This window comes from Leeuwenhoekiella nanhaiensis (assembly GCF_002744755.1).
In the GTDB taxonomy this organism is placed as follows: domain Bacteria; phylum Bacteroidota; class Bacteroidia; order Flavobacteriales; family Flavobacteriaceae; genus Leeuwenhoekiella; species Leeuwenhoekiella nanhaiensis.
In genome coordinates this window covers 1-11,748 of sequence record NZ_KZ319314.1, presented here as the reverse complement: position 1 = coordinate 11,748, position 11,748 = coordinate 1, and the positions used below count along the sequence as shown (strand labels likewise).

Here is an 11,748-nt window from a genome sequence, read left to right as displayed (position 1 = left end):
TTTTTTTTGAAATGAAATTTCTTCCTTGGTTAGTTCTTTATCAATAGGTATATCACCACCATTTTTATCTAACCATTTCAAGTATTCAGAATAGGTTTTATCATTTTTAATTTTAGCTTGATGAATTTTTATATAGGGATTTTCTTTTGGTAAAAAGAGTCTAAAAAAAGCATTTACAGCTTTAACCCACCAATAACATAGTGTTACACAAAGGACTAATGCTATTATTAATATAAAAATCATATCCAAATATAGGTTAAAAAATTGACAAGATTATTGCAATAAATAGCTTATCTGCCTACCTAATTTCGTTTTTAAATGGAGACAGCACACATTTACATCTACGGCGAGATTGGTTGGATTCAAGATAAGAACTCAAGCGAATATGGTATTGTAACCCTTTCAGACGTTAAAAGACAATACGACGCACAAAAGGATTGTAAAGACGTAAAGGTTCACATTCACACTATTGGCGGTGTTGTTTGGGAAGGTTTTGCCATACACGATTTCCTTAGAAGCTTAGGCAAACCAATCACTACAGTCATTGAAGGCGTTTGCTATTCCATTGGTACCGTTATTTCATTAGCCGGTGACACTCGCATAATGACCAGCAATTCAGAATTTATGATTCATATGCCCTGGGGTATGGTTTCTGGTGAAAGTGCTGACATCCAAAAATATGCAGATTCCTTGAAAAAGGATGAACATAAAGCTGCTGACTTCTACGCGGCAAAAACCAAAATCACTAAAGAAGAAGCTTTGGAATTAATGAAAGTTGAAACTTTCATGACTCCAGAAGAAACCTTGGAAAAAGGCTTCATAACCGAAATAGCTATTGCTATGAGAGCCGTGGCTAAGTATAAACCAAAATCTAGTAAGATGTCTAAAAAAGATGACAACAAAAAGAAAGTCAACGGCTTGATGAAAAGCATTGAAGGTGCATTCAACAAGTTCTTTGGCAATGACGGTGCACCACAGTTGAAAATGGTGGTCGATGCCAATGGTGTTGAGATCGACTTCACAGAACTTGAAGAAGATGATACACCGGCCGTTGGTGATAAGGCAACTATTGACGGTGCAGCTGCTGAAGGGGAACACGTAATGCCAAGCGGTGAAACTTACGTTTTTGCAGCTGGTTCACTTACTGAAATCAAACCAGCTGATGAAGGTGGTGACGATTCTGAAGAGATGCAGCAATTGCAAACTGAAAACGCTCAACTCAAGAAAGATCTTGCAGCTGAGAAAAAAGCGCACAAGGCTTTGCAAAAGGCTAATAAGAAGTTAGAATCAGATACTGCAGCAACCAAAAAGATGGTTGAAACGATGCAGGCTGATTTTAAAAAGCTTAAGAAGTCGATAGGGTCTGACTTCGACACCGATCCCAAAAACAGAAAGGACCCTGAAAAAACAACAAAATCACGTAAGGTCTTTAAAGACAAGGAGTAATCAACCTTGATGACCGAACACACTTTGTATTCATTCATTAATCAAAAACGAACAAAATGTTATTAGATTTAACAGGCCTTACAATGAACGCAGAGGAAGCCTCACAGGTTTCTGAAGCTATTTTTAAAAGAACCATTACCGGCGGCGCACTAGCTGAATATCACGACATCGTGACCGGTATTAACCATAAGCAACAAATTCCTTTCATCGGGAATATGGGTCTTGTGGGTGAAAAGATCACCTCTTGTGATCGTAATCCAAACGGCACATCAATCCCATTAACTGAAAAGTTCTGGGACCCTGTAATCATCGGTGACCGTCTTAAGCACTGCTCGATCGACATCAATAGCTTATTGAAGCTATTCCGCAAAGCGCAGCGTATGAATCCAGACTTCTACGACCGTATCGATTCTGAAGAGTTTGGTGTGATCATCGCAAAACTTGAGCAAGCTCTTACCAAAATGGAAAACCGTTTGGTTTGGTTTGGTGACACGGCTGCTGATAACGTAGCCGGTGGCGGTGTGATCAGTGACGGTACTAACGTGAAGTACTTCAATCCTATTGATGGACTTTTCAAGCAGATCTTTGCTGAAATTCCTACCAGCGCAGCGAACTACGTTGAAATTAGCAAGAATGCCGGTGCATCTTATGCAGCTCAGGCACTTGCAGCTGATGAAGCTCTTGGAATCTTCCGTGCAATGCACAAAAAGATGGATGCTCGTTTCTTCGAGGCTCTTGAAGAAGGTGCTCAACCTCAATTCCTAGTTACCCGCGAAATGTGGCAAAACTACGAGGACACTCTTGAGAATAAATCAATTGTGTTTTCACTTCAGGAAACTCAGGATGGTATCACTAAAAGATCGTATCGCGGTATTCCTATCAAAGTACGTCACGACTGGGATAACAACATCCGCAGCTATCAGGATAATGGTACCAAGTTTAACCTTCCTAACCGTGCGATCCTTACCGTTAAGGAAAACATTCCTGTAGGTACCTTGTCTGAATCTGACCTTGACAACCTTGAGTCTTGGTATGAGAAAAAAGACAAAGCCAACTACATCGACTTTGATCTTAAGTTGGATGTGAAGCACTTGCTTCCTTATATGACCGTGGCCGCTTACTAAGCGGCTTCGGCTATTGTATAATCTTAAAACTCCAAAACAATGGGATGTTTAACCGAAAAATTAACGGCAGATATTACAATTAACTGTGATCATATTTCGATTGCAGGTCTTGAATCTGATATTCTGCTTATTCCACATAGTAACGTTGACAAGACGGCTTCCACAATTGATGCCACCAACAAAATGATCATTACTGATCTCGTGTTGAAAGCTGGTACTTCTGGATACTTACTTGAAGGCGTGAAGCAAACCAACGGAATGAACTCTGAGTTTGTGCCTGGGGATGATCAAACGCTTGACAAACACCGTCACGGTATTCGTGGGCGTATCCTTTCACCTTCAGCTGTTAACATTGAGCAGGCTAATTTGCTTGGAAAAGGCGAAAGCTATATGGCCGTTGTTAACCGCAAGTACAAAGGTGCTTCGTCTGAAGATGCCTTCCTGATCTTAGGTTGGGATACCGGTATGTATCTGAATGTTATGACCATCAATTCAAATGAGAATGATGGTGCAATACTTCTTGAGATGGCTTCCAAAGATGGTATGCTTGAGAACGATCTTCCACGTGTGGTTCTTGATACCGATTACGATACTACGCTAACTGCATTTGGTAACAAGTTCGCAACCGTAGCACCGTAATGACCGACTGGCGCGAAATAGATAAGACTACCATTCTCACCGGTACAGATGAGAATGGTAATCGCTATTTAAGCCGATTCCTGAAGGAATACCAGCAAACCTTTCAGCCGGATATGATCAATGCCGGTTGCCAGCGATGTCTGGATGACTACTATAACAATTTCATTAAATACCTAAACACAATGGGAACTGCAAAAAACGATTCCGGATATATTTTAAAGGCTAAATATGAAGGCATTCCGCTTGAATTTGGCTCTCAAACATTTGTGCGTAATAGCACCATAACAAAAAAACAAGGTGACTTCCTGCTAAAGAACCACAAGCGTGGCGAAGAGCTCTTTGAGCAAATCCCTGAAAATGCTGGTGAGCCTGAAGTAACTGGTGACGATGCTCTTAAAGAACTTCTTAAGCTTGAGCGCAAAGAACTTAATGAGAAAGCTGATGCTCTTGGGCTGGATGGTAAAAGCTATGCCAACAAAGGTGAAGTAGCACAGGCCATTTTAGATAAAGAAGCGGAAGCTGTAAAAACACCAACTGAGCCAGCTGCAGATGCTAATGGTGATGATACTGATACCGATGCCGGTGATCAAGACGATGCTGGTGAGCCTGAAGTAACTGAATAACCTTTTTGCTAATAGATTAACTCCAAGCACATAATGAGCCTTAAATCAGCCTTTATCGAGATCATCAAGAGAGTCGCAAAATTTGACAAGGCGTATGGTATTCACAACAACGGGGTAGATAACAACTACCCCGAACTTGTTGAAAGCCGTATCGCTAATTCTGTGACTGCTTTGGCGTGCAAAGATACCAAGGCTTCATTCTTGTCTGGTAAAGGTTTTGGAGACGATCTCAATAAACTTATAGTCAATAAAAAGAAAGGTACTACCCTACTTCAATTTACTCAGGATATTGCCGATAGTATTGCAGAACACAATGGTGTTTATATTCACGCTAACTACAATTCTCTATATGAAATTAGTACGCTCCAGGTGCTACCGTTTCCTGACTGTAGATTGAGTAAAGAGGATGATGATAAGAATGTTGGCAAAGTGCTGGTGTGCTCAGATTGGAAAGATTCTAAACTTGCTAAAAAGGCACGTAAGGTTGATTTCTTCAACCCTAAAAAGAAGGTCGTTACAAGTCAGGTAAACACAGCCGGAGGTATTAAGAAGTACAATGGCCAGATCTTTTACTGGAAGGCTGGCAAATACATTTATCCGCTCTCACCTATTCATCCGTGCCTGGATGATGCTGATTCTGAAAAGCAAGCCGGTGTTTTCAAGAATACATCCCTTCGCAAGGGCTTCTTTGGTAAAACCTTGTTTGTGACCAAACCGATGGTTGATCCGCATCTTGACAAGGAAACTCAGGCAAAGGAAATACAAGAACAGAAATCAGAGCGCGAGGCATTTCGTAAGACCGTCAAACAGTTTGTTGGCGCTGAGAATGTTGATGGTGTTATGCATATCGAGTTAGAACTTGAAAGTGACAAGCTTGAAGATGAGATATTCATTAAGAACATCGATGCCAACATAAACGACAAGCTATTTGCCCATACCGAAAACAGTGTAAGCAATAACATTTGCATATCCTATCGCATCCCTCCTATGCTGATTAGACCTACTGACAAGAGCCTATTCTCATCATCTGGTGAGGCTATTCGTGAAATGAAGACCTTCTATCAGGAACAAACTTCTGATGAACGAATGATGGTAGAAGAGATTGTGCGAAAGCTTATGGCTTTGCACGCAGATAAGCCTGAAGCTGAATTGAAATTGATACCGTTAATCGCACAAACTAACGCCAATGTTGATCAATAAGCAAGACATAGAGAATTATCGTGAGATCAGTCGCAGCGTAAAGGACAATAAGATCAATCCACACATTGAGGATGCTCAGTATTTAGACTTACGGCCATTACTGGGTGAGCGTCTGTATCAGGATCTTGTAAAAAACTCCACAGATTCAAAGTATGTGGATTTGATGGATGGTGGCGAGTACACATTCGGCGATAACACGTACAACAATCCAGGATTAAAAAAGGTATTGAGCATTTTCGCTTATGCCAGATACATTCTTTTCGGTAGTTACACCGATACAGGCTTTGGATTGGTTCAAAAATCGAATCAGGACAGTACACCGGTTCCTGATACGGGCAAACGTAACATTCACACAAAGGATCGTGATACAGCCATGCAATACTGGTTTGAGGTTGCGAACTTCTTAAACAGAAAATCAACAGATTATCCACTTTGGGCTACCGGGTGCAGCACGTCTCGACCTGGTAAGTTCAGAATATCAAAAATAAGCTAATGGTAGCCATAGTAAACATAGATAGCAATACATTCTCAATCAACGGAATCAAGTATAAAAAGATATTTGTTGCGGTACCAGCTGGATCAGATTCAATTCGTATTGTTTCAGCTTATGATGGCCGCTTTGAAGTATTGCCGGTGACTAAATTTTCAGATGTTACGGTTGATGGTGTTACATCTGCTACGCAAGTAGAACTGATATCATCAGTAATTGATATAATACTTAATCGAATCAGCCCATCAGACGTGACCGGAAAGCTTGACAAAGATGGTTATGAGGGTACAGCCAAAGATCTTGATCAAAAGATTGACTCGATGGCAACTGGCATACGTGGTACGCTATTCATAGCGGGTTTACCGGATGGTAACGGTGGTTTTGAAGCACCTACCGTAGATGGTAACTACAATGCCGGTGAAGCCGGTACTTATACCGGTTTGCTGGATAACACAGGTGCAGCTATTGTGGTTTCTGCAGGTGAACTTACAAACTCGCAAACTATTCTTAACAAGAAAGGTGACGTTTGGACTAAGACGGTTTATCCTTTTGGGTTTGTTGCACCTACTTTGCCTACACCTGTTGCACCAAGTTCAACATCGTCAACAACAGAACCCGCAGGAGCTAAACAGACCTTTGATTTAGTTGATAACATCATTAACACACCCTCATTTGAAAATGCAGCCGCTTTTGTTATAGATACCGGACTAGGTTCAGTCACAGATTTCCCAGGTGGTGGAACTAGAACTGTTATTAATTTCACATCTTTAGAGGTAGGAAAATCTGTTAAATCATTTTCATACTACTATCAATCTTCAGATCAGAGAACATCTTATTTTCAGATATTTAGAAAAAATAGCGAAAACAATTATACTCGTATTTTTTCAACCCCTTCAATTATAACAACAGGTTCAAATAGATCGGTTTATTTTGAATTAGATACACCATTTGAAGTTACCGAAGCAGACTTGTATTTTGGTGTTGCTGTTCAATCTGCTGGCTCAAATACATTTGGTTATATAAACACGGGTGTAGATTCTTTTGGTGGAAACATGTCTTCATCGGTAAGCACAAACATTGACGAAACGATTACAACAAGCAGTCAGCCGATAGATTTCCTTTTTGTTGTAAATGCTTATTATGTAGTTGATAAGGTTGAGAAATTTATTAATGAAACAACCTTATCACAAGTTAGTTCTGCAATTCAAAAAGACATTAATAAATATGACTTTTCTGCGTTTTCAAGAAGTTCCTTAAATTCATTTGCAAACGCTTATTTTCCTAGTCTGGCTATTTCGCCTATTGACGGTTACATAAGCACTTTTAAAGCTGATTTTACAGGAGACGTTACACCTACGGAGGGCGATGACACAACTAATAGATATGTCTACCTTGTAACAGCATACGATTTAGGTGTTTCCTCAAATGGTGGTCGTATTTTAAATATAGCTTCTATTTCAGAAAAAGTGCTAGCTAACAAAGCAGGATTGCAGAATTATGAGTTGCAAACCGCTATACCCATAAAAGAAAATATGCGATTTGGTGTATTTTCTTCTTATGGTGCTAACGATACATCGAAGGCATTATCTAGAAGGGTAACAAGTGGTACAGATCAGCCCTTTTACGGATCTTTTTCAGCTGGTATCAGCAACATCAATAATAAAGGTACTTTTATTGCGCCTACACGAGTTCAGACCTTTACTCCTGAATTGATAGTAGATATTTTACCGGACATCGCTTTGTCTGCTAAATCAATAAATCAAAAAAACGGAGTGGTTGGTATTGATGAAAACAGACAATTCCCTGTTAATGTTTTTTCTGGCTTAAATCGATTAGTGGGCAAGAAAATGTTATGTTTAGGAACTTCATTTTTGCAGCAATGGACTAGTATTGATCGTGGTTATATTGCTCAAGTTGGATTGAAAACGGGAATGACAATGATAAATGAAGGCGTAAGTTCTTCTTATATTGTTGACCGTGGAAATCTAGGCTTAACCAGAACAGTTGCGGCAGGTGGTACAGCTTCCTACGAAACAAAAATGGCATCTTTGGGTGATACCAACCCTCCTGATTTTTTATACATCAGCCATTTAGTGAATGACATTGGCAACTATGGTTCTGCTGTTCTTGCTGGGGATATAAGTAGTACAGATCTAACAAACCTTTACGGGGCTTATAATTTCAGTATTCAACACGCATATAGCCTAAATCCAAAGGTTAAAATCATTATAGACACTCCCCCTAATATCTACACGCAGGAAGATTCTGCAAATCGCACAAGAGCAAATATGCAAGCGGGTTCTGATATTATAAAAAGCATTTGCGCTTACTACAACATAACTTTTATAGATTACGGTAATGATTGCGGATTAAACGAGATTAACTACAAATTGTATAAGGCAGATGTAAACGGTCAAACCGGTGATTTTTTACATCCTTCGTATGAATTGTGCGAATTATGGTCAAATTATTTGGCTATTAATTTGATTAATAGATTCGGGTAGATAATTAAATAAATCATAACTCAATGAACGCCAAACCCGCATTTTTAAATGGAAAACGATAAATCCCAAACCCCTTCACCCTGGTCTAGCATACCTGCTTTTTTTGCCTGGATCAAAACCCTGCCTAAAATCGCTCAGGTATTTTTAGCCGGTGCCATTGTGCTGCTGGTGGGTATCTGGATAATGAAAAATACAATTGATAAAGTCATTGATCAATCATTTGAGCGCCGTGATGTAGAGATTGAAATACAAAGAGAACGCGAGCGTCTTAATGATAGTATCAATAAAGTTAAGGCTGCGCAGTTCTGGAAGCAATCACTAGACGATGAGCTTGAGATACGCGATATCTGCCAGCGTTATGAGCGGTATTTTGAAGGCGAGACCCAGATCTCACTTTTTAAGCTACACGACCACGGCGACCCTTTGGCTCCTGAAAACAACCCGATGGTCACGGTTAAATGGTCATCCCTTTCAGAAATACAGGACAGTTATCAATCTGAGCCGGTTTACACCGGTGCGCTCTGGATGCTTCGGGAAACCCTGCAAAATGATTTTGTGTATGTGCCAGATGTTACCCAGGTTGATAATTATTGGAAAGGCCGTGAGAAAGCCTTTCACGAAAGTATTGGCAGCAAAAGCACCGCTTTCATTTACATTAAAGAAACGAATAGCAGCCGCTGGTTTATAGCCATACACTGGAATATATCAAACCCATACGCCAATGAAGATCTTATCCGTCTGCAAATGGAACGTTTTGCAAATCTAATTAAGCCATTGATTTACGATGTGCCGGAACATTTAAAAAACAGGTAGATGATCACGGAAAAGCAATATAGCCAGATAGCCCAAGAGCAAAATATAGAAGTAGCAGCGATAAAAGCAGTCAACGAGGTTGAGGCGCGTGGGAAAGCCACTTTTAAGGACGGCAGTCTAAAGATCCTGTTTGAAGGTCACGTCTTTTGGCGTGAACTCAAAAAGAAAGGAATAGACCCAAAGGATCACGTTCAAGGCAAAGAAGACATTCTCTATGAAGATTGGACCAGTAAGCATTATCAAGGCGGTCTGGCTGAATACGACAGGCTGAAACGTGCCATTGAAATTGACGAGGAAGCCGCAATGCGTTCATGCAGTTGGGGCGCATTTCAAATTATGGGATTTCACGCTGAAAAATTAGGATTTAAAGACGTGTTTGACTTTGTATCTTTCTTACGTACCGGGGAGTTTCAAAACCTCCAAATGTTCATCAAATATTGCGAGGTGAATAACCTGCTACGACACCTGAGATCAAAAAACTGGAAAGCTTTCGCGCGGGGATATAATGGTCCGGGGTACGCTCAGAACCGGTATGACATTAAACTTGAATCGGCCTACATTGGATTTAAGAAACAATGAAGCCAGTCTTAGTAGGGTCGACTGGCTTCAAAGATTCCCCTTTGTTTAATCGTATAAAAGCTACATAAAAATTTAATACGAATGAAAACTTACGCTATAAATAAATTTGTTTGGCGAATTTCTGCAATTGCTTTTTTGATTGGGCTGTTAATGCTGGCCAGTTCCTGTGGTACGCGCAAGCGTGAAAAATCACGTGAGCAGGAAAAAACCAAAACCGAACTTCGCGAGCAGATTAAGCGCGAGACATCAGAGCAAAAGGAAACGCTTGAAGAATCAACCAAAATCACCAATGAGCAAATACAAAGCATCGCCGACAACATTGATTTTGAAAGTATTGATCAGGATAAAGACTTTGAGCTCAGCATAGGTATTGACAGCACCGGTACCTTGAACATTAAAGGCCGAAATGTGCGCGGTTCCAAATCAAACAGCCAGACTAAAACTAACAAGACCGATACCACAACTTCTATTAAAAAAGAAGTTTGGCATGCTGAAGCTTCTGAGGCTATTGATTTAAATCACAATCAAGAAAATGAAACCGATAAGCTTGATGTAAATGTTGATAGTGATAAAGGCAATTGGCTTGACAGTCTATCATGGTCCTTGTTTTGGATAGTGGTTCTTGTTGCACTGGCCGGTTACTCTTATTACAAACGCGCAGCAATCATACTCAAATTAAAATCGCTTTTAAAGTCGATATTTTGATTTATCGCATTCAATTACGATAATTTTCCCAAACCCATCCAGTTTCAGGCATTTCATATTCCTTGATGTGAAATAGTTTGGTGTATCGCGTATCTCCGGGAAACAAATAGCAAACCTCACATACTTTGCCGTTCCACACCAGCTTGAAGTTTTTCATTTTAGTAGGCTTATGATCTCGATTGGGCAATGACTTTTCAAAACGCACCTTTCCCATACTTTCGAGAATGGTCTTGATAGCATCAATGTCATAATTAACAAAGCGATAATAGATCATATCCAAATTTAAACAACAATCCGGAGTTTCTTTAGTTCTTCACGGTCGCGTTTCTCTTTGTTTACCTGGTAAATTGCTGTAGTTCTTGCACTGGTATGTGATGCCAGCTTTTGAGCTTGATCAGTCTGCAGACTATCCAGAAAAGTATGCTTTAAGCTGTAGAAATCAGCTGTGATATTAAGAGGATCGCCTTCCGGTCCTTTAATCTGATCCGAATTTTTAACGAGGCGGTACCATCGCTTACTTACCTGATCATCGTTGATCTTTTTTGTGCCAGGCACCAATCCTTTTGAGAAAATATATTCACCCGGTTTGGCAATATCAAGCAACTCTTTCCATAATTCTATAGCTCCCAGTAGAATGACTTTCTTAACCTCTTTCTTGCTCTTACCTTTACTAATTACAACAGTGAATTCCTGAGCTTGTAAATCAACCTGACCGTATTTCAATCTCATTAACTCAGAAGTCCTGGCACCGGAAAGCATAAATATTTTGCAATAGCGCCAAAACTCATAGTAATTGATTTTAAGGTAGGCCATAACACAATCAAGATCTTCAGGTAAAAGTACCTCTCGTTGCTTTTTGATTACTTTTTGATATCTCATATCCCGCGCCAGGTTAACATCGCAGCACTCGTATTCAATTAATTCAGTAAAAAGGGAAGATATATATCTTTTAGAATGATTATAATAGTTTGCCGGCATTTTACAGAGCTCAAACACTTCTTTCAGTTGACGTCTGGTAAGATCATCGATTGATAATTGCCGGTACTTAAGTTTTACAGCTGCTTTTTCCAAACGAATGATCAACCAATTAACCTGCTTTCTGTGCTTTTCAGTTATATCAAGCTTCTCAAGAGCCATAAAAAATGCATCAATGAATGGAGTTTGCGGTAGTAGTTTCCCGGCTTCAATCTCTTCATTGATCATATGAACTTTAGTGATTGGATTCCAACCGTTTTTCAGTTCCTGCAATTCAGCTTCCAGTAAAATTGCGGTATAGTCCCTCCTATCCTTCAGGGTTTGATATTTATTCATTCCCTTGATAATACAAAGTTTACCTTTTGGGTATGCAACAGAATGCTTAGGATCCCGAAAGCGATATTGAATGTACCAATCTTTCTGGAGCAGTTCTACGCCGCCCTCTTTGTAATTTTTTGGATTGACCGATGGTGTGCTTACACTGCAACCATTTAACAGGAGTAATCTTTGTCGTTTAGTCATTGTGTTAACTTTTGGATTAACTATTGACCGCTGACGAGTGTTGAAGAAATTCTTTTTAAAAAGGCTAACCCCTTTTGTGGTGCGGGGTTAGACCTTTGTGATCGCGACAGGATTCGAACCTGTGACCG

13 protein-coding genes are annotated in these 11,748 nt (G+C 39.9%); 10 read left to right on the top strand and 3 right to left on the bottom strand.

Annotation, left to right across the window (positions count from 1 at the left end; translation table 11 throughout):
- On the bottom strand, positions 1 to 243 hold a 243-nt coding region (locus CJ305_RS18765; protein ID WP_143469421.1), incomplete at its 3' end, for a hypothetical protein.
- Between the two features lie 75 nt (positions 244 to 318).
- Between CJ305_RS18765 and CJ305_RS18760 the strand changes: the two genes are divergently transcribed.
- The 10 genes from CJ305_RS18760 to CJ305_RS18715 all read left to right on the top strand — a co-directional run bounded on the left by CJ305_RS18760 (position 319) and on the right by CJ305_RS18715 (position 10,123).
- Positions 319 to 1,446 (top strand): head maturation protease, ClpP-related, encoded by a 1,128-nt coding sequence (locus CJ305_RS18760; protein ID WP_099647797.1) that lies wholly within the window; start codon positions 319 to 321, stop codon positions 1,444 to 1,446.
- A gap of 56 nt (positions 1,447 to 1,502) precedes the next feature.
- A complete protein-coding gene (locus CJ305_RS18755) occupies positions 1,503 to 2,570 on the top strand; it encodes a hypothetical protein (RefSeq protein WP_099647796.1) in 1,068 nt (355 codons plus the stop codon).
- A 39-nt stretch (positions 2,571 to 2,609) separates the two neighbouring features.
- Positions 2,610 to 3,209 (top strand): hypothetical protein, encoded by a 600-nt coding sequence (locus CJ305_RS18750; RefSeq protein WP_099647795.1) that lies wholly within the window; start codon positions 2,610 to 2,612, stop codon positions 3,207 to 3,209.
- Complete coding sequence (locus tag CJ305_RS18745) at positions 3,209 to 3,832, top strand: hypothetical protein (RefSeq protein ID WP_099647794.1); 624 nt, start codon at positions 3,209 to 3,211, stop codon at positions 3,830 to 3,832. The genes CJ305_RS18750 and CJ305_RS18745 overlap by 1 nt, the downstream gene beginning before the upstream one ends.
- 33 nt (positions 3,833 to 3,865) lie before the next feature.
- Positions 3,866 to 5,032 carry a phage portal family protein gene (locus CJ305_RS18740; protein WP_099647793.1) on the top strand — a complete coding sequence of 389 codons (1,167 nt, stop codon included), beginning with the start codon at positions 3,866 to 3,868 and terminating at the stop codon, positions 5,030 to 5,032.
- On the top strand, positions 5,019 to 5,525 hold the full coding sequence (locus CJ305_RS18735) for a DUF6712 family protein (protein ID WP_099647792.1): 507 nt from the start codon (positions 5,019 to 5,021) through the stop codon (positions 5,523 to 5,525). The genes CJ305_RS18740 and CJ305_RS18735 overlap by 14 nt, the downstream gene beginning before the upstream one ends.
- Positions 5,525 to 8,026 carry an SGNH/GDSL hydrolase family protein gene (locus tag CJ305_RS18730; RefSeq protein ID WP_099647791.1) on the top strand — a complete coding sequence of 834 codons (2,502 nt, stop codon included), beginning with the start codon at positions 5,525 to 5,527 and terminating at the stop codon, positions 8,024 to 8,026. Before CJ305_RS18735 ends, CJ305_RS18730 begins: the two co-directional genes overlap by 1 nt.
- Before the next feature lie 48 nt (positions 8,027 to 8,074).
- On the top strand, positions 8,075 to 8,839 hold the full coding sequence (locus CJ305_RS18725) for a hypothetical protein (RefSeq protein WP_099647790.1): 765 nt from the start codon (positions 8,075 to 8,077) through the stop codon (positions 8,837 to 8,839).
- Positions 8,840 to 9,418, top strand: coding sequence for an N-acetylmuramidase family protein (locus tag CJ305_RS18720; protein WP_099647789.1), 579 nt, complete (start codon positions 8,840 to 8,842; stop codon positions 9,416 to 9,418). It begins immediately after the preceding gene.
- 81 nt (positions 9,419 to 9,499) lie between these two features.
- The gene (locus tag CJ305_RS18715) at positions 9,500 to 10,123 is read left to right on the top strand and encodes a hypothetical protein (RefSeq protein WP_099647788.1); all 624 of its coding nucleotides are present in this window, start codon (positions 9,500 to 9,502) and stop codon (positions 10,121 to 10,123) included.
- Between the two features lie 10 nt (positions 10,124 to 10,133).
- On the opposite strand, the gene CJ305_RS18710 is transcribed toward CJ305_RS18715, so the two are convergent.
- Both CJ305_RS18710 and CJ305_RS18705 read right to left on the bottom strand, forming a co-directional pair.
- On the bottom strand, positions 10,134 to 10,397 hold the full coding sequence (locus CJ305_RS18710) for a hypothetical protein (RefSeq protein ID WP_099647787.1): 264 nt from the start codon (positions 10,395 to 10,397) through the stop codon (positions 10,134 to 10,136).
- Between the two features lie 8 nt (positions 10,398 to 10,405).
- Positions 10,406 to 11,620 (bottom strand): tyrosine-type recombinase/integrase, encoded by a 1,215-nt coding sequence (locus tag CJ305_RS18705; RefSeq protein ID WP_099647786.1) that lies wholly within the window; start codon positions 11,618 to 11,620, stop codon positions 10,406 to 10,408.
- Positions 11,621 to 11,748: the final 128 nt, after the last annotated feature.

What these genes read in the sequence shown, in the direction of transcription:
- CJ305_RS18760 (WP_099647797.1), top strand. Translation starts at nt 319, where the DNA reads ATGGAGACAGCACACATTTACATCTACGGCGAGATTGGTTGGATTCAA.
- CJ305_RS18735 (WP_099647792.1), top strand. Translation starts at nt 5,019, where the DNA reads ATGTTGATCAATAAGCAAGACATAGAGAATTATCGTGAGATCAGTCGC.
- CJ305_RS18705 (WP_099647786.1), bottom strand. Translation starts at nt 11,620, where the DNA reads ATGACTAAACGACAAAGATTACTCCTGTTAAATGGTTGCAGTGTAAGC.
- CJ305_RS18725 (WP_099647790.1), top strand. Translation starts at nt 8,075, where the DNA reads ATGGAAAACGATAAATCCCAAACCCCTTCACCCTGGTCTAGCATACCT.
- CJ305_RS18740 (WP_099647793.1), top strand. Translation starts at nt 3,866, where the DNA reads ATGAGCCTTAAATCAGCCTTTATCGAGATCATCAAGAGAGTCGCAAAA.
- CJ305_RS18745 (WP_099647794.1), top strand. Translation starts at nt 3,209, where the DNA reads ATGACCGACTGGCGCGAAATAGATAAGACTACCATTCTCACCGGTACA.
- CJ305_RS18720 (WP_099647789.1), top strand. Translation starts at nt 8,840, where the DNA reads ATGATCACGGAAAAGCAATATAGCCAGATAGCCCAAGAGCAAAATATA.
- CJ305_RS18755 (WP_099647796.1), top strand. Translation starts at nt 1,503, where the DNA reads ATGTTATTAGATTTAACAGGCCTTACAATGAACGCAGAGGAAGCCTCA.
- CJ305_RS18750 (WP_099647795.1), top strand. Translation starts at nt 2,610, where the DNA reads ATGGGATGTTTAACCGAAAAATTAACGGCAGATATTACAATTAACTGT.
- CJ305_RS18715 (WP_099647788.1), top strand. Translation starts at nt 9,500, where the DNA reads ATGAAAACTTACGCTATAAATAAATTTGTTTGGCGAATTTCTGCAATT.
- CJ305_RS18730 (WP_099647791.1), top strand. Translation starts at nt 5,525, where the DNA reads ATGGTAGCCATAGTAAACATAGATAGCAATACATTCTCAATCAACGGA.
- CJ305_RS18710 (WP_099647787.1), bottom strand. Translation starts at nt 10,397, where the DNA reads ATGATCTATTATCGCTTTGTTAATTATGACATTGATGCTATCAAGACC.